General features: G+C 75.9%; 14 protein-coding genes. 4 read left to right on the top strand and 10 right to left on the bottom strand.

Translation table 11 applies throughout. The features are described from left to right. Window positions 1–191: 191 nt before the first annotated feature. From ACZ6EJ_RS23200 to ACZ6EJ_RS23185, 4 genes are all read right to left on the bottom strand, one after another. The gene (locus ACZ6EJ_RS23200) at window positions 192–1,610 is read right to left on the bottom strand and encodes a serine/threonine-protein kinase (protein WP_469269683.1); all 1,419 of its coding nucleotides are present in this window, start codon (window positions 1,608–1,610) and stop codon (window positions 192–194) included. After that, the gene (locus tag ACZ6EJ_RS23195) at window positions 1,607–2,416 is read right to left on the bottom strand and encodes an FHA domain-containing protein (protein ID WP_469269682.1); all 810 of its coding nucleotides are present in this window, start codon (window positions 2,414–2,416) and stop codon (window positions 1,607–1,609) included. Before ACZ6EJ_RS23195 ends, ACZ6EJ_RS23200 begins: the two co-directional genes overlap by 4 nt. A gap of 460 nt (window positions 2,417–2,876) precedes the next feature. After that, window positions 2,877–4,565 carry a PLL family lectin gene (locus ACZ6EJ_RS23190; RefSeq protein WP_469269681.1) on the bottom strand — a complete coding sequence of 563 codons (1,689 nt, stop codon included), beginning with the start codon at window positions 4,563–4,565 and terminating at the stop codon, window positions 2,877–2,879. 534 nt (window positions 4,566–5,099) lie between these two features. After that, on the bottom strand, window positions 5,100–6,191 hold the full coding sequence (locus ACZ6EJ_RS23185; protein ID WP_469269679.1) for a BTAD domain-containing putative transcriptional regulator: 1,092 nt from the start codon (window positions 6,189–6,191) through the stop codon (window positions 5,100–5,102). 206 nt (window positions 6,192–6,397) lie between these two features. Between ACZ6EJ_RS23185 and ACZ6EJ_RS23180 the strand changes: the two genes are divergently transcribed. The 4 genes from ACZ6EJ_RS23180 (at window position 6,398) to ACZ6EJ_RS23165 (ending at window position 10,663) form a co-directional block, all read left to right on the top strand. Next, complete coding sequence (locus ACZ6EJ_RS23180) at window positions 6,398–7,201, top strand: alpha/beta fold hydrolase (protein WP_469269678.1); 804 nt, start codon at window positions 6,398–6,400, stop codon at window positions 7,199–7,201. Further along, window positions 7,201–8,487: a PP2C family protein-serine/threonine phosphatase gene (locus ACZ6EJ_RS23175; protein WP_469269677.1), complete on the top strand. Its 1,287-nt coding sequence runs from the start codon at window positions 7,201–7,203 to the stop codon at window positions 8,485–8,487. The genes ACZ6EJ_RS23180 and ACZ6EJ_RS23175 overlap by 1 nt, the downstream gene beginning before the upstream one ends. Further along, a complete protein-coding gene (locus ACZ6EJ_RS23170) occupies window positions 8,484–8,816 on the top strand; it encodes an STAS domain-containing protein (protein WP_469269676.1) in 333 nt (110 codons plus the stop codon). Before ACZ6EJ_RS23175 ends, ACZ6EJ_RS23170 begins: the two co-directional genes overlap by 4 nt. Before the next feature lie 119 nt (window positions 8,817–8,935). Beyond that, window positions 8,936–10,663, top strand: a complete 1,728-nt coding sequence (locus ACZ6EJ_RS23165) for a PP2C family protein-serine/threonine phosphatase (RefSeq protein ID WP_469269674.1) — start codon at window positions 8,936–8,938, stop codon at window positions 10,661–10,663. A gap of 50 nt (window positions 10,664–10,713) precedes the next feature. On the opposite strand, the gene ACZ6EJ_RS23160 is transcribed toward ACZ6EJ_RS23165, so the two are convergent. The 6 genes from ACZ6EJ_RS23160 to ACZ6EJ_RS23135 form a co-directional block, all read right to left on the bottom strand. Continuing rightward, entirely contained in the window at window positions 10,714–10,971 is a 258-nt protein-coding gene (locus ACZ6EJ_RS23160; RefSeq protein ID WP_469269673.1) for a DUF6343 family protein, read from the bottom strand. Beyond that, window positions 10,968–11,642, bottom strand: a complete 675-nt coding sequence (locus ACZ6EJ_RS23155) for a phosphoribosyltransferase (protein ID WP_469269672.1) — start codon at window positions 11,640–11,642, stop codon at window positions 10,968–10,970. Before ACZ6EJ_RS23155 ends, ACZ6EJ_RS23160 begins: the two co-directional genes overlap by 4 nt. Before the next feature lie 157 nt (window positions 11,643–11,799). Next, window positions 11,800–13,356 carry an FAD-dependent oxidoreductase gene (locus ACZ6EJ_RS23150; protein WP_469269671.1) on the bottom strand — a complete coding sequence of 519 codons (1,557 nt, stop codon included), beginning with the start codon at window positions 13,354–13,356 and terminating at the stop codon, window positions 11,800–11,802. Between the two features lie 81 nt (window positions 13,357–13,437). Further along, window positions 13,438–15,075: a phytoene desaturase family protein gene (locus ACZ6EJ_RS23145; RefSeq protein WP_469269670.1), complete on the bottom strand. Its 1,638-nt coding sequence runs from the start codon at window positions 15,073–15,075 to the stop codon at window positions 13,438–13,440. A 58-nt stretch (window positions 15,076–15,133) separates the two neighbouring features. Continuing rightward, on the bottom strand, window positions 15,134–15,598 hold the full coding sequence (locus ACZ6EJ_RS23140; RefSeq protein ID WP_469269685.1) for an SRPBCC family protein: 465 nt from the start codon (window positions 15,596–15,598) through the stop codon (window positions 15,134–15,136). Window positions 15,599–15,736: 138 nt separating this feature from the next. Further along, a complete protein-coding gene (locus ACZ6EJ_RS23135; RefSeq protein WP_469269668.1) occupies window positions 15,737–15,958 on the bottom strand; it encodes a DUF6480 family protein in 222 nt (73 codons plus the stop codon). Window positions 15,959–16,179 lie beyond the last annotated feature (221 nt).

Raw genomic sequence — 16,179 nt, 5'->3', positions numbered from 1 at the left:
GGAACCTCCTGGTAGGGAGGCGTTGGGGTTTTTCTTCACAGCTAGTGGGGGCCTGTGGTCCCCGGGGGGGGAGGGGGGGGGGGCGGGGGGGGGGCCCCCCCCCCCCCCCCGCCGCCCCCCCCCCCCCGCCCCGGCGGGCGACCGGACGTTCCGCGGGGCGGGCGGCCCGTGCCGTCCGCGTCGCCCCGTCGTCAGGGGCGGCACTCCGGCAGCGCCGGGCGCTCCGCCGCGCGCACGGCGGGCAGCCAGGCCGTACGGGGTCGGGCGTCGGCGGGGAGGTGGACGCGGAACCAGTGGGAGGACCGGTGGTCCTCCTCGTCGATGATGGTCTGGCCGTCGGACGCCTGGCAGTCCGCGGTGAGGACGTCGCCGTGCCACACCCTGGTCGGGACGACGTTCTGCGCGGTGTAGGGGCGGACGGGGTCGATGGCCAGGCCCAGGCTGCACCGCGGGGTCCGGTCGGTGCGTGCCCGGCAGTCGCGGTCCGCGTTGTACACCGTGACCGCGGCGAACGCCGTGGCGCCCGCCAGGCCGGGCGGTGCGGGGGAGGTGCGTACCGCGTCCGCGTACAGCGTCGCGCCGGCGATCCCGCACAGGGCCGCGGCCAGGACGGCCGCGCGGGTCCGGACGGCCCGCCGTCCCGCTCGCGCCCGGGGCCTCTCCCGGTGCACGGCGATGCGGGCGAGCAGGCTCTCCGCGGTGTGGGGGGCGCGGGCCTCGTGGGTCGGGGCGAGGCAGTCGGCTGCCAGCGCGCGCCAGAACGGCGGTACGGCCTGGTCCATGCGCAGCGGCGCACGCCCCTGGCCGTACTCCTGGACCGCGGCGCCCCGCGCCAGGGGAGTGCCCCCGGAGAAGGGGGAGCCGCCGGACGCGAACACCTCGTGGATGACGATGCCCAGCGCCCAGATGTCCGTGGTCGGCCGCACCCGTACGCCGAGTTCGCCCAGGGGCGCCCCCCAGCGCTCGGGCGGGAAGTAGTCCAGGGTGCCCAGCGGCGGCACGTAACCGTGCGTCCCCGTCAGCTCGGTGGCGAGGCCGAAGTCCGAGAGCTTCACGGAACCGTCCGCGCCCACCAGGACGTTCTCCGGCTTGAGGTCCGCGTGGACCCAGCCCGACCGGTGGAGATGGGCGAGCCCCTCGCAGATGCCCGCGATCACCCGGCCGCGCTCGGCCTCGGGCACGCCCGCGTCGATCAGCTCCCGCAGGCTGCCGGTGGCCCGCTCCATGACGAGCACGATCGCGCCCTCCAGGGAGGGGCGGTCGGAGCCGGTGAGGACGAAGGACTCCAGGAGGCCGATCAGCCGCGGATGCCCTGCCCTGCGCCCGAGTTCGACCTCGCGGCCGGCGCACTCCACGATCCTGCGCGCCTGGCGCGGCGCGAGCCCGGCGGTCGGCATGATCTTGAGCGCCACGTCGGTCGGGCCCGAGGGCGCGGCGTCCTCGCCGGCGCGGGCCGGGCGCGGCTCGGCCGGTCGCGCCGCGTACACCGTGGACCAGCCCCCGGAACCGATCAACCGGGTGATCATCCAGTCTCCGACCCGGTAGCCGGGGGGCAGCAGGTCCGCGCCGTCGCCGTCCGTGGTGTCCCGCGGGCCGTGCGGCGGTCTCATCGCGCGGTCTGCCGCTCCCGCCCGCCGGCCCCGGCCGGGGGCGGCAGCAGCGCGAGGTGCTCCTCCCGGACGAGACCGAACCGCAGCGCCAACGCCACGATCTCCTCCCGCTTGCCGTTGCGGCGGTCGCCCTTGCCCGACTCGTGGGCGTCCGGGCCGCCGATGCGCAGCTTCTCCTCGGCGAGGTAGTCGATGTGCGAGCTGACCGCCCGCGCCGTCAACTCGCCGACGGTGGGGTGCCCGCTGAGCCGTTCGACGATCTGGGGCGTGGTGGGCACCGCCACGCGCGACTGGTCGCGCAGGCGCGGTTCGCAGAGCGCGACCAGGACGAGGAAGTAGGTGGCCGTCTCGTTGAGGGAGTACGCGGTGACCGTGCTGTTCCCCCAGGGGCCGCCCATGGCGTCCGGGTCCAGGTAGAGGTGGTCGGGAGCGAACACCTGGAAGGAGACCGGGGTGTCGCCGCGCGCCGGCAGCACGACGCGCGAGAACTCGAACGGGATGGGCACCCCCACCCGCCGCGGCGGGACCCGCAGGTATTCCCCCGCCCCCTCCGGGTTCTCCACGAGATAGCTGTGCGTGGTGCTGAGGTTCGTCAACTGCCAGTGGTCGTCGGTGACCCGGATCTCGCCGGCGAGGCGGGAGATCGCCGGGTCGTCGAGGCGCAGTTCGACGGGGGCGGTCGCGGAGCCCCGTCCGAAGCGGGCGACCTCGCCGGGGCCCAGCCGTAGCGTCACCGGGTCACCGTTCGATGCGCCCCCGGCGGCGTCACCGCTCCCCTGCGGCAGATGGACGACTACACCGCTCACCGCTCCCCCTGTCCTCTTTGTCGCTTGTCGGACAGCGGAACGATACCCATCTCCCACGGGAGTTCACCGGTGCACTTCGGCCACGCGGCTGGAATTCGGCGACCGACGCCGTGGATGCCCCGTTCTGGACGGGCGCAGTGGGGAAGGTCACCGTGGCCGGAGGGCCGCGGTCCGCGTCGGGGAGGGCCGCGCGGACGCCGTGCCGGAGCTCTTCCCGCTTGGCGGGATTCGTGCGTCCGCCGCGCCTGGTGCCCCGCGCGGGAGCGGGGCCGCCCGATCCGGGAGGCGCCGGCGGGCGGCCCCGCAGGGTGTCCGCGACCGCGTGGACGAGGCCGGCGGGCCGGGTGCGGTGCGCCGGCCTCGACCCGAGCCGGGAGGGGGTTCGTACGACGGCGGACGCGTCGTCCCGCCCGCCGCCGCCGGGTCGGCGGGCGGCGGGCGGGCGTGCCTCGCGGAGCCGCTAGCTCCGGGCGGCGGCGGCCGACAGGCGCTGGGGCATCGCGGGGCCGGAATCGTTCAGCCACGCCCACTCCGACCAGGTGGTGAAGCCGGTCTGCCAGCGGTGGTAGACGCCGGCGTGGCTCGTGCCGAAGACCTCGATGCGGCCGTCGGCGTTGCCGGCCGTCCCGATCGACGTGCCGCCGGTGCCGAAGGTCTCCCAGGCGGAGAACTCCGCGTTCGGGCGGGTCTGCCAGGCGTGGGTCGCGGTCGTCGAGTTGATCGCGAACACCTCGACCCGCCCGTCGACCGACCGTGCCGTGGCCAGCTCGGCGTCGGGGATCCCGCTGGTGCCGGTCCACTCCGACCACGAGGTCGGGCCGGTCTGCCAGCGGTGGAATACCCCTTCGGCGTTGGAGGCGAACACCTCGAGCCTGCCGTCCTGGTTGTAGCTGGTGGCGAGGGCGTGCCCGCCGGTGCCGAAGCCCTCCCAGGCGGACCACTGGCCGTTGACGCCGGTCTGGTACAGGTGCTCGAACGTCGTGTCGGACAGCGCGAAGACCTCGAGGCGCCCGTCGGGCGCGGTCTCCATGGCGAGCCGTGCGTTGGCCGGGCCCCCGCGGGTGCCCTCCCAGCGGGACCAGCCGCCGCTGGGCGCGGTCTGCCAGCGGTGGAAGACCCCCTCGGCGTTGGAGGCGAACACCTCGATCCGGCCGTCGGCGTTGTTGCCCGCCGCCAACCGGTGCCCGCCGGTGCCGAAGTTGGCCCAGGACGACCATCCGGCACTGGGCCCGGTCTGCCACATGTGGTCGAGCGTGCTGTCCGAGAGCGCGAACAGCTCGAGCCGCCCGTCCGCGTTGGACGCCACCGCCAGTTGCGCGTCGCGCGGGCCGCCCACGAACCGCCACGGCGACCACGCGCCGTTCACCGCGGTCTGCCACGCGTGGTACACGCCGTCAGCGGCGGCGGCGAACGTCTCCAGGCGCCCGTCCGCGGACCGTCCGGACACGATCCGGCCGGAGGCGTAGGGGTGCTTGGGGCCGGTGTTCGCACCGGACCACAGGGCGTTGGCGATCAGCGCCGCGTCGCCGGCCTCGAGCCCGTAGAGGTGGCGCAGGTCCTCACGCGGTTGCTGCACGCGCCAGCACACCTCGCCGATCGGCGCGTTGTTCCACGAGCCGTCCGGGTACCGCCGTTCCATGTCGTTGAGGAAGGCGTTGGTGGCGTACGCCGGGTCCAGGCGCTGCTCGCGGCTGCCCCACCAGTCCTGCTGCTGGAACAGCCCGATGCTGGTGTGGTCGACGGCCTGGGAGTAGTTGTTCATGGTGGTTTCGACGATGATCGTGGCGATGGCGATCGTCGCGGCCCGCGGGTTCAGCCCCCGGTCCTTCACCGCCTTGGTGACCATCCGCGCGCACGACATCCGGTACGCGTTCAGGTGGCCGGCCATCTTCGCGCTGAGCTGCGGATTGAGCTGGGCGGCCAGGACGCCGTCGGTGGCCGACGGGCCGGCCGGGTCGCACGGCGCGGTCGGGATGGCCAGGCCCTGCGGGCCGCTGAAGTAGTGCGAGACCCCGGACCGGTCGCCGCCCGGACCCGGTGGCGCGGGCCGGGCGACGGCGGCCGAGGCGGTCATCGCGAGGACCAGCGCCCAGATGGCGGCCACGAGGGCCGCTCCGGCGCATCTGCGGGTCGAACCGTGTCTTGCCATGGTGGCCTCTCCGTCGGGAACTCCGGTCAACGGCGGCCGACAGTAGGAAGCACCGATGAAATACCGATGGAATCGGCTTCGCCGCGCGTCCCCTCGCCAGGTCATCGCCCGCCGCCGGGGTCGCGGGGCGAGCCGGACCGCACCCGGAGGACCGAACGCGAGCGGAGAAGAAGAGGTCCCGCCGCGGCGGGACCCCGGTCGGACGCCGGGCTCCCGCTGCCGCGGTCCACGGCGCGGGCGGCGACTGCTCCGTGCGGGACGGCCGCACGGTCGTCGCCGGCACGGGGAGCGCGCGGGACCGGGACGGCCTCACCGGCGACGTCCAGCGGCACGTCGGCCGCCCCGCCGCGGTCCCCGACGGCGCGAGCGCGCGGGCGGGCGTCGGCGGGCCGAACCGGCTGCGACGAGTCCGCCGTGCTCCGGGCCTCCCCGCGCGACCACGTCGACGGCTGCCCGAACGGCTTCACCGGGGACCACCCCAGCGACAGCGCGAACGAGCCGTGGCACCACGCGCGGCGCCCCGCCGCCCGGTGATCACAGCCCGGTGGCGGACCCCGTCAAGGGGCTGAGACCGAGACCGGCCTCGTCACCGCGCAGGATCATCTGGCGCGCCCGCCGCAGCATCCCGCTCGGGGGGACCCCGAGGTCGTCGGCGAGGAGGCGGCGGGCGCGCTCGTACACCGCCAGGGCGTCGGCCTGGCGCCCGTCCCGGTACAGCGCCCGCATCAGCATCGCGGCCAGCGGCTCGTCGAGGGGGCGGGCCGCCGACAGGGCGAACAGCTCGGCGATCGCCTCGGCGGCCTGCCCGAGGCGCAACTGCCACTCCGCCTTCCGCCGCACGAGGGCGACCCTGCGCTCGGTGAGCCGCAGCCGCTCCAGTTCGGCGAGCGGCCCCGGCACACCCGCCAGGGGCTCCCCGCGGAACAGCTCCAGCGCCTGGGAGCAGAGGCGGACCGCCTCCGGCGGATCGCCCGCCCGCTCCGCCTGTCCGAGACCGGCGACCAGCTCCTCCAGGCGCGCCACGTCCAGGTCGACCGCGCCGGGGAGCAGCCGGTACCCCCGCGGCCCGCCCTCGATGACCGGGGCCGGACCGCCCCCGTCGCCCAGGGCCTTGCGCAGCCGGTAGACGTACACGGGCACCACGTTCGCGGCCGGCGGCTCCATCCCCCAGACGTCGTCGAGCAGTTCCCGCCGGCTGAGGGGACGCCCCATGCGCAGCGCCAGCACCGCCAGGACGGCCTGCTGGCGCAGGTGCCCCAGGTGCAGGGGCCGCCCGTCTCGCCAGGCCTGGAGCGGTCCGAGCAGGCAGACCCGTATCCGCGGCGCCGCTCCCGCCGCCGGCGCGGCCGCGGTCCGGGGGGCCGGTCGAACCGGTCGCGCGCGGGGGCCGTGGCCGGGGGCGACCAGACCGCAGTCGAAGGCGTGGACGATGGCGGCGGCCCGGTCGCGCAGGCCGAGCTTCACCAGAATCCGCGCGACGTGCTCGGCCACGGTGTCCTCGGGGACGCCGAGGGCGACGGCGATCTCGTCGTCCCCGAGGCCGCACCCGACCGCGGAGAGCACCTGGCGCTCCTGGCGGCGGAGCGCGGCGGCGGCAGGGCGGTCGGCGGTAACGGTCGTCGGCATCGCTGCTCCCCGGACTCCGGACGGGACGGTCTTGCGGGCGCCGTCGACAAGGTAGCGGCGCGCGCGGCGGGCAGGGCATCCGGAACGATCCGGAGTGACATCCGGGATCACGCGCGGGCCGCCCCCGTCCCCGGCCCGCCCGGCGCCGCGAGGGGCGGACGGGGGCCGTGCCGCGGTGGCCGAGGGGTTCTGAGAGAGTGGCCGGTATGTCTATCGGTCGCAGGAACAACGTCACCGTCACCGGGAACCCGCGCGGGCGGACGGTGGTGCTGGCCCACGGGTTCGGTTGTGACCAGAACATGTGGCGGCTGACAGTGCCGGCCCTGGTCGACGCGTACCGGGTGGTGCTGTTCGACTACGTGGGGTCGGGGCGGGCGGACGCGGCCGCGTTCTCGGAGGAGCGGTACGGGTCGCTGAGCGGCTACGCCCAGGACGTGGTGGAGGTCTGCGAGGAGTTCGACCTGCGCGACGCCGTGTTCGTCGGGCACTCGGTCAGCGCCATGATCGGCGTCCTGGCCGCCGCCGCCGCCCCCGAGCGCATCGGCGCGCACGTGATGGTGGCCCCGTCCCCGTGCTACATCGACGACGAGGGCTACCGGGGCGGGTTCACCGCGCAGGACATCGACGAGCTGCTGGCGTCGCTGGAGTCGAACTACCTCGGCTGGTCGGCGGCGATGGCGCCCGTCATCATGGGGAACCCGGACCGGCCCGAGCTGGGGGAGGAGCTGAAGAACAGCTTCTGCGCCACCGACCCGGACATGGCGCGCGTCTTCGCCCGGACCACGTTCCTGTCCGACACGCGGGACGACCTGAAGAGCGTGGACGTGCCGACGCTGGTCATCGAGTGCACCGAGGACGCCATCGCCCCGCGCGAGGTCGGGGCCTTCGTGCACCGGGAGATCCCCGGCTCGCGGCTCGTCACCCTCGACGCGATCGGCCACTGCCCGCACCTCTCCGCGCCCGAGGCGACCAACGAGGCGATCACCGGCTTCCTGGCGGAGCTGCGGTGATGGCCCGTACCGGGCCGCAGCCCGACCCGCACGGGCCGAGAGACCGGGGAGCGGCGAACGGGGCGTTCGCCGCACTGCTGGAGGACAGCGCCGAGGAGCTGTACGAGAGCGCGCCGTGCGGGTACCTGTCCACGCTGATGGACGGCACCATCGCCCGGATCAACGCCACGCTGCTGGACTGGGTCGGGCTGGAGCGCGAGGCGGTGGTGGGCCGGATGCGGTTCACCGACCTGCTGACCGCGGGCGGCAGGCTGTACCACGAGACGCACTTCGCGCCGCTGCTGCGGATGCAGGGCGAGATCAGCGGCATCGCGCTGGAGATCCGGCGGGCCGACGGCGGCCGGATACCGGTGCTGGTCTCCTCCACGGTCAAGTACGGCAGCGGCGGCGAGTCGCTGCTGATCCGCACGACGGTCTTCGACGCCCGTGAACGCCGGGCCTACGAGGAGGAGCTGCTGCGCGGCCGCAAGGCCGCCGAGGAGGCGCGCCGGCAGGCGGAGGCCGACCGGGCCCGCCTGCAGGACGCGCTCGCCGTGCTCCAGCAGTCGCTGCTGCCCGACAGCCTGCCCCCGGTGCCCGGTGTCGAGACGGCCGCGTACTACCACACGGCCTCCCCCGACCGGCTGGGCGGCGACTTCTACGACGTCTTCCCCGCCGACGAGAAGCGGTTCGCCTTCTTCCTCGGGGACGTGTGCGGGAAGGGCCCCCAGGCCGCCGCGGTCACCTCGCTGACCCGGTACACCCTGCGGGCCGCCGCGCTGCACGACCCGGAGCCCGCCTCCGCCCTCTCGACCCTCAACAAGGTGCTCCACGAGCGCTACACCGGCGGCGACCCGCGCTACTGCACCGCCATCTTCGGCCTCCTCGAACCCGACGCCGCCACCGGCGAGGTCGCCGTCCGCCTCGCCTCCGGGGGCCACCCGCCGGCGCTCGTCCTGCGCGCCGACGGCACGGCCGCCTTCCTGCCCACCCCCGGCGGGCTGCTCGTCGGCATCCTGCCGAGCGCGCCCTTCACCACCACGACCACCGTCCTCGCCCCCGGCGACACCCTCCTGCTCTACACCGACGGCCTCACCGAGGCCCGCACCGGGGAGGACCGCACCAGCCTGTACGGGGACGAGGCCCTGCTCGCGTTCGCCGCCGACCACGCGGGGAAGTCCCCGCAGGCCCTCGTCCAGGCCCTGACCGGTCTGCTGGACGGCTTCGGCGGCGGCCTCGACGACGACACCGCCCTGCTGGCCATCGGCGTGCCCGCGCCCGACCACGGAAACACCGACACACGATGACCCCGCTGAAGATCACCACCCGAGACGCCGCGCTCGGCCCCGTCCTGGAGATCACCGGTGACCTCGACTACACCAGCGCCGCCGCACTGCGGGACCTGGTCGCCGCCCTCGCCCTGCGCCCCGGTCAGCGCCTCGTCCTGGACCTGGCCGCCATGACGTTCTGCGACTCCAGCGGCATCGCCGCCATGATCGCCGCGCGCAACCACGCCGACGCCGCCGGCGCGGACATCGCGCTCACCGCCGTGCCCGCCCCCACGCTGCGCATCCTGCACATCGTCGGCCTCGACGGCGTCTTCGGCCTGCTTCCCCGCAGCGACACCGGCACCTGATTCCGGGGCCGACCCGGGCACGGAGAGGCCCCCTCAGGGGTGACGCGCGCCTCGGCGGGCCGCGCATGGGGGTACCTTCACCGGGGAACCCGGTAGATCCGCATCCGCCGAGGAGGGCCATGAACGTCACCGCCGCCGGTACGGGTGATTCACCCGTACCCGGCCACCCGCCCCTGTCCGGCGACCCGTTCGGCACGGCGCTGGAGGACGTGCGGACCGCCGCCCTCGTGGTCGACGACGACGGCGTCATCCTCTCGGCCAACGCCGCGGCCGAGAACGTGCTCGGCCGAAGACGCGACGGACTCGTCGGCCAGGACTCCCACGACCTGCTGCACCGCGACAGCCACGGGCACACCATGCCCCGCACCCGCTGCCGACTGCGCAAGGCGCTGCTCGCCGGGCGGACCGGGCACGGCGTCGCGGAGTGGTTCGCCCGCGGCGACGGCACGCTGGTCGGCCTGTCCTGGCTGGCCGCGCCGCACGCGCCCGCGTCGGGGAGGAAGGGGGCGCTGGTGCTCCTGTACGGGCTGGAGCCGAGCGGATCGGAGGACGACCCCGCCGGGGCGCCCGCGCCGCTGACGGAGCTGGACCGGCTGGCCCTGCTGGCGGAGACGACCACCCAGCTCACGTCCACCCTGGACGTGGACGACGCGCTGCACCGCCTGGCCGGCCTCACCGTCCCCCGGCTCGCGGACTGGGCCGTGATCGACCTGCTCACCGAGCAGGACGAGGTGCGGCGCGCCCTGGTGATGGAACACCGGGACGGCGTCCTCGTCGAGCGGAAGGACCTCCAGGGGCCCATGCCCCCGGTGCCGGAGGAGTCGCCGATGCCCCTGTCGCGGGCGCTGCGCGGCGCCTCGTCCTCCCTCACCGGCCCCGCCGCCTACCAGGGCCGGCCCGATTCGGGGATCGCCGTCGAGCAGCGCCGCCTGTTCAGCGAGACGGACATGCACTCGGCGATCATCGCGCCGATCCGGGGCCTGCGCGACGTGCTCGGCGCCCTGACCCTGGGCCGCTCCCGGCGCGCCGACGCCTTCACCCCCGACGATCTGCCCCTGCTGGAGGACATCACCCGCCGGGCCGGGCTGGCGCTGGACAACGCACGCCTCTACCAGCGCCAGCGCAAGGTCGCCGAGACCATGCAGCGCCACCTGCTGCCCCAGCTCCCCTCCGTGCCCGGCGTGGAGATGACGGCGCGGTACGTGCCCGCCCCGCACGCCTCCTCCGTCGGCGGCGACTGGTACGACGCGTTCGCCCTGACCGGCAACGACCACGCCCTGGCCATCGGCGACGTCGTGGGGCACGACCTCGACGCCGCGGCCGGCATGGCGCAGGTCCGCAACATGCTCAGGGCCTTCGCCTGGTCCCGGCCGCGGGCCACCCCCAGCGCCGTCGTCACCCAGCTCGACGAGGCGGTCAAGCACATCGCCGAGGTGCCCATGGCCACCATGATCCTGGCCATCCTCACCTCCGGCGACGACGGGCTGTGGCGGCTGCGCTGGACGAACGCCGGGCATCCTCCGCCCCTGCTGGTCACCCACGACGGCCGCGCCGAATACCTCACCGGCGCCCACGGCATCCTGCTCGGGACGGGGCTCGTCAAGCCGCGCCCCGACGCCCTCGCCGTCCTGCCGCCGCGCGCCACCGTCCTGCTCTACACCGACGGCCTGGTGGAGTCCCCGCACCGTTCGATCGACGACGGGCTGGACCGGCTGCGCCGGTACGCGGCCTCCCTGGCCCACCGCCCGCTGGACTCCTTCTGCGACTCGCTCCTGGAGCAGGTGCGCCCCGCCGACAACGACGACGACGTGGCCATGCTGGCGCTGCGCACCCCCGCCGGCCCGTAGCCCTGCCGCGTCCGGCCCCGGCGGGCGCCGTACGCGGCAGGGGCCCGGCGTCAGCGGCGCTGCCGCTCCTGGGCGCGCCGTCGCCGCAGCACCAGGAGGTCGACGCCCGCGGTGGCGGCGACGAGGGCGCACACCCCGGCCACCAGCGCCCGCTGCGCCTGGCTCGGCGAGTCGCCGGGGTCGGCGGCGGCCGCCGAGAGCGCCAGCAGGACCGCCGCCACGGCGAACACGGCGAGCGCGGCCCACGCGAGCACCGTCCTGAGCCCGAGCGCACTGCGGGCGTCGACCGGTTCCGTGCCTCGTCTCATGTCCATCTCCCCAGGGGGTCTTCTCCGTCGGCATCCCGCAGGGCGCCGAGGACCTCGTCGTCGCTCACCTGGTCGAAGTCGTCGTACCACCGCCCCACCGCCGAGAAGTCGGGCGGTTGGCACAGGCAGACGACGGCGTCGGCCTCCGCCCCCGCCGTCCCGGCGCCGCCGGGAGCGGCGACGGGCACGGCGAGGATCAGCCGGTACGGGGCCCGCCGGCGCAGGTGGCGCAGGGCGACGCGTGCGGTGACGCCGGTGGCGAGCCCGTCGTCGACGAGGACCACCGTCCTGCCCCGGACGCGGGGCGGGGGCCGGTCGCCCCGGTAGACGCGCTCGCGGCGGCGCAGTTCCGCCCGCTCGCGGGCCACGTCGGCGGCGAGCGCGTCCCCCCGCAGCCCGAGCGCGTCGAGGGCCCGCCCGTCGAACAGCGGCGGGTCGTCGCCGACGATCGCGCCGATCCCGGTCTCCGGCCGCCCCGGCATCCCGATCTTGCGGACGACCAGGACGTCGAGCGCCGCGTCCAGCGCCCGCGCGACCTCGGCCGCGACGGGGACGCCGCCGCGGGGGAGCGCGAGGACGAGGGGGACGGCCGGGGCGTCGCCCGCCACTCCCTCTTCCAGGAGCCTGGCGGCGAGTTCCCGGCCGGCGTGGCGACGGTCGCTGAACCGCATTCCTCGCCACCGCCCTTCCGCCGGGGGAGTCGAAGCACTGCCCGCGGGCCGCCGGACCCGCGCCGCCGCCGGTCCGCCCGCGGTCACCACCCAGCCTAGACGCGGGGTGCGGGGGCCGCGCGCCCGCGCCCGCGGGGCCTCCGCGCGGGACGCGGCCTCACACGTCCCCGTCGCCGGTCACGTCCACCTGCTCCAGCGGGCGGACCGCCGGGCCCTGGAGCACCTCGCCGTCGAGGCCGAAGCGGGACCCGTGGCACGGGCACTCCCAGGTGGTCTCCGCGTCGTTGAAGGCGACCAGGCAGCCGAGGTGGGTGCAGCGGGCGGACACCGCCCGTACGGTGCCGTCCTGGTCCCGGTGGACGGCGCAGCGGCGGCCCTTGACCCGGACCACCGCGCCCGTGCCCGGAGGGATCTCGGCGACCGAGTCCACGTGGGTGACGCGGAGCCGGTCGCCCGCGAAGTGCTTCGCCACCTCGGCCTGCTGGCTCAGCAGGCTGGGGGCCTCCCGCACCAGGCTGCCCAGGCGTCGCGGGTCGTACAGCTCGGCCCAGGGCGGCCGGACGTCCGCGTCGTCGATCAGGGAGGCCAGCAGCCGGCCCGCGAGGACGCCGCCGGTCATCCCCCAGCCGCCGAAGCCGGTGGCGACGTAGGTGTTGCGCGCGCCGACGTGGAAGGGGCCGACGAGCGGCACCGTGTCGCTGGGGTCGTTGTCCTGCGCCGCCCAGCGGTAGGCGGTGGGGCCGACCGGGAACCGTTCGCGCATCCAGGCGTCCAGGCGGCGGAACGACTCCCGCGGGTCGCCGGTGCCGGGTGTGAAGCTCTCCCCGGTGACGATCAGGAGGCGCCGGCCGTCGTCGAGGGGCGCGGAGCGCACCGAGCGCTTCCCCTCGTCCTCGGTGATGTACATCCCCTCGGGCGCCGACGCGGCGTCGATGGGCGCGGCGACCACCAGCTCCCGCCGGGGCGAGAGCCGGGCGAACAGCATCGCCCGGTCGAACACGGGGTAGTGCGTGGCGACGACCACCGCGCCGGCCGTCACCGTGTACCCGGCCTCCGTGGTCAGCCGGCACGGCGATCCCTCCGCCAGACGGGTGACGCGGGTGCGTTCGTGGACGACGCCGCCTCGGGCCGCCAGGTCGGCGGCCAGGGCCAGGAGGTACTTCCGCGGGTGGAACTGCGCCTGCCCGTCCAGGCGGACCGCGCCGCCGACCGGGAACGGCAGGTCCGTCGAGGTGACGAACGTCGCCGGGAGGCCGGCTTCGGCGGCGGCGCGGGCCTCCGCCTCGACCGCCTCACGCGACGCGGCGCCCGCCGCGTAGGAGTAGGCGCTCACCCGCTCCAGATCGCAGGCGATGCCCAGCTCGTCGACGATCGACGCCAACCGCTCCACCGCGTCCTGCTGCGACAGCGCGTACAGGCGGGCGGCGTCCGCGCCGCGGGTGCGCCGCAGGTGGTCGTAGACCAGGGAGTGCAGGGCGGACACCTTGGCGGTGGTGTAGCCGGTGACGCCGGCGGCGATGCGGTCCGCCTCCAGCACCGCGACGCTCCGCCCCGTCCGGGCGACCTCCCACGCCGTGCTGAGCCCCGCGATGCCGCCGCCCACCACGGCGACGTCCACCTCGGCGTCCTCGGCCAGGCGCGGGTGTTCCGGCGCGTCGGTGCTCGCCATCCAGTAGGACTCGTCCTGACCGGGAAGGGGGTGGGGGGTCGTCATGGCGTGGTCTCCCAGATCGGTTGAGGGGCGGGCGGGGGCCCGCGGGCCGGTGCGGGTTCCCCGTCCGGCCCGCGGCACACCTCAGCCCGTGCCGGTGGCGGCCTCGCCGGTCCGGTCCCGGCGGGTCAGCATCCGCTGCGCGGCGGTCCACACCGCGGTGGCGCCCCGCCCGGAACGGAGGGCGGCCCGCGCGGCGTTGGCGCCCGGAGCGCCGTGCACCCCGCCGCCCGGATGCGCGGAGGCGGAGGCCAGGTAGAGGCCCTTGACCGGCGTCTCGGAGCGGCCCGTGCCCGGCACCGGCCGGAACACCAACTGCTGGTGCAGGGCGGCCGTGCCCCCGTTGATGGCGCCGTTGTGGAGGTTGCCGTCCGCGGTCTGGAGCGTCGACGGGGAGAGGATCCGCCGGGCGCGGACGCGGCTGCGGAAGCCGGGGGCGTACCGCTCCACCTGGGCCTCCATCCGGTCGGCCATCCGCTCCTGCTCCGCGGGGTCCCACGCGCCCGACAGGCCCTCGGCCCCGGCGTCCGCCTTCACCCGGTGGGGGACATGGGTGTAGGCCCACGCCGACTCGGTGCCCAGCGGGGACCGGCTGGGGTCCGCGGTGGTCATCTGCCCCATGAGGAGGAACGGGCGGTCCGGGACGAGGCCGCGGGCGATCTGGGCGGCCCACCGGGTCAGCTCGTCGACGCCCTCCGCCAGGTGGACGGTGCCCGCCGACGCGGCGGCCGGGCAGCTCCACGGGACGGGGCCGTCCAGCGCCCAGTCCACCTTGAACGTGGCGAAGTCCCACTGGAAGCGCCGCATGTCGTCGAGGAGCATGGAGGGCAGGTGCTCGGGGCGCACCAGGCTCCCGTACAGGCAGGGGGCGGAGACGTCGGCGAGCACGGCCCTGCGGGCGGGGACCGCGTCGCCCGCCTCCGTGCGCACGCCCACGGCCCGGCCCTGGCGCACGACGACCTCGGTCACCGCCTGCCCGCACCGGACCCTGCCCCCTCGGCCGCGCAACCGGCGCACCAGCGCGGAGGTGAGGGCGCTGGAGCCGCCGGCCGGCACGGGGAAGCCGTGGGTCTGCCCCAGCATGGACATCAGCCACCCGAAGCCGCCGCTGCCGGCCGCCTCGGGCGCCAGGTCCGCGTGCAGGGCGTTGCCGGCCAGCAGGAGCCGGCCGCCCTCCCCGGCGAACTCCTCCTCGCCGAGCCTGCGGACCGGCAGGATCAGGCTGCGGGCCAGCCGCAGACCGCCCGCCGTCCGCAACCGGGCCGCCAGGGCGGCCCCGGCGCGGACCGGCGGGAACGGCGCGAACAGGGCCCTGACGATGTCGTCGCCCAGGAGGTCCCAGATGCCGCAGAGGTCCAGCCAGCCCTGTCCGTCCCCGGGGGCGAAGCCGTCGAGGCTCGCGGCGGTCGCCTCCGGGTCGGGGCCCAGCACGGCGCAACTGCCGTCCAGCAGCGGATGGGCGAGCACGCTGGGGGCGCGGCTCCAGCGCAGCCCTTCCCGTTCCAGCTCCAGCCGGGCCAGCACCGGGGAGGCCGCCGCCAGCGGGTAGAAGGAGCTGAACACGTCGCTGACGTAGTCGGGGTGGACCCCCCGGTCGCTGCGCACCGCGCCGCCCGGCTCGTCCTGCGCCTCCAGCACCTCCACCGACCAGCCCGCGTCCGCCAGCAGGTTGGCCGCGACCAGGCCGTTCGGGCCGCTTCCGATCACCACGGCGTCGACCATGGCGTCTCCCTTCCTCCGAGGGCCGGCGCCCCGTGCCCGAGGCCGCCGCCCACGCCCGTCAGGCCGGTGCCGTGCGCGCGCCGTCCGCGTCCGCCACGTGTTCGACCAGGCGGGTGAGGCGCGCCAGCATGGCGCGGTGGCGGAGCTGTATCAACGAGTCCAGCAGCGCGTTGTGGAGCAGGCCGCCCAGGCCCCGCAGGGGGTGCTCGTCGACGATCACGAGGGTCTTGTCGCCCCACGGCCGGATGTCGAAGGCGATGCGGGCCGAGCCCAGCGGGCCGGCCTCGGCCTCCAGCTCCAGGCAGCGCGGCTTCTCGATGTGCCGGACGACCGTGCGGCCGGTGAGCTCCACCGGCCCCAGGCGGAGGCTGTAGGTGATCGACGAGCCGGTCTCGGGCCAGTGGCCCCTCTCCGGGCGCGAGCCCGAGGTCCCCACGACCCACGCGCCGTACAGGCTCTCGTCTTCCAGTACGGACCACACCGCGGACGGCGGTCGGTCGATGAGGTGGTGCCGGACGGCCATGGTTCTCCTCGCGTCCTCGGCCGGCGGCCCCCGCCGGTCGGCCGGGGCGCCGGACTGCTGCCGCACGTCGAAAGTCTCCGCCGTCCGCGAGTACCACCGCTGCCCCGGTCCAAACACCGGCGACCGCCCGCGGCGGGGTCAGAGCAGCAGCGCGTACGCGAGGAAGAAGGCCGCCACCAGCACGGCCACCGCGCAGATGGCGATCAGCGGCCCCTTGGCCCACCCCCTGGGGGGCTCGTGCCGGGGGCCCGCCTCCGAGGTGCTGCCCTCGGCCGGGGGCGTGTCGCCGACGGGCACGCCGCCACCGGGCTCCAGCCCGGACGTGTCGCGCGGATCGGGGTCGGGATTCTGAGCGCTCATGCCCTGCGCGTACCCGCCTGGAAGGGAACGTACCGGTCGAACGGGACGAACCATGGCGACCCGGCGCCGCCACCCCTTCGGCGGGCCGGGGGAGAGGGACGCCGAGCGGACTCCCGAGCCCGTCCGCTCCCCGGCGGTGAGCAGGCGGGCTCCCGTCGAGCCGGGGCCCGGTGCGGCGAGCGCCCGGAATGCCGACGCGCGGACCGTGTCCTATGTTGGCT

The organism is Streptomyces sp. NPDC041970, from assembly GCF_055588985.1.
The sequence above is the reverse complement of the archived record's forward strand: the minus strand, read 5'-3'. Positions and strand labels throughout refer to the sequence as shown.

Bases quoted from the DNA above. Each gene is read 5' to 3' on its own strand.
- ACZ6EJ_RS23160 (WP_469269673.1), bottom strand. From the start codon at position 10,971: ATGAGACGAGGCACGGAACCGGTCGACGCCCGCAGTGCGCTCGGGCTC.
- ACZ6EJ_RS23185 (WP_469269679.1), bottom strand. From the start codon at position 6,191: ATGCCGACGACCGTTACCGCCGACCGCCCTGCCGCCGCCGCGCTCCGC.
- ACZ6EJ_RS23175 (WP_469269677.1), top strand. From the start codon at position 7,201: ATGGCCCGTACCGGGCCGCAGCCCGACCCGCACGGGCCGAGAGACCGG.
- ACZ6EJ_RS23135 (WP_469269668.1), bottom strand. From the start codon at position 15,958: ATGAGCGCTCAGAATCCCGACCCCGATCCGCGCGACACGTCCGGGCTG.
- ACZ6EJ_RS23170 (WP_469269676.1), top strand. From the start codon at position 8,484: ATGACCCCGCTGAAGATCACCACCCGAGACGCCGCGCTCGGCCCCGTC.
- ACZ6EJ_RS23140 (WP_469269685.1), bottom strand. From the start codon at position 15,598: ATGGCCGTCCGGCACCACCTCATCGACCGACCGCCGTCCGCGGTGTGG.
- ACZ6EJ_RS23180 (WP_469269678.1), top strand. From the start codon at position 6,398: ATGTCTATCGGTCGCAGGAACAACGTCACCGTCACCGGGAACCCGCGC.
- ACZ6EJ_RS23145 (WP_469269670.1), bottom strand. From the start codon at position 15,075: ATGGTCGACGCCGTGGTGATCGGAAGCGGCCCGAACGGCCTGGTCGCG.
- ACZ6EJ_RS23200 (WP_469269683.1), bottom strand. From the start codon at position 1,610: ATGAGACCGCCGCACGGCCCGCGGGACACCACGGACGGCGACGGCGCG.
- ACZ6EJ_RS23190 (WP_469269681.1), bottom strand. From the start codon at position 4,565: ATGGCAAGACACGGTTCGACCCGCAGATGCGCCGGAGCGGCCCTCGTG.
- ACZ6EJ_RS23155 (WP_469269672.1), bottom strand. From the start codon at position 11,642: ATGCGGTTCAGCGACCGTCGCCACGCCGGCCGGGAACTCGCCGCCAGG.
- ACZ6EJ_RS23150 (WP_469269671.1), bottom strand. From the start codon at position 13,356: ATGACGACCCCCCACCCCCTTCCCGGTCAGGACGAGTCCTACTGGATG.
- ACZ6EJ_RS23165 (WP_469269674.1), top strand. From the start codon at position 8,936: ATGAACGTCACCGCCGCCGGTACGGGTGATTCACCCGTACCCGGCCAC.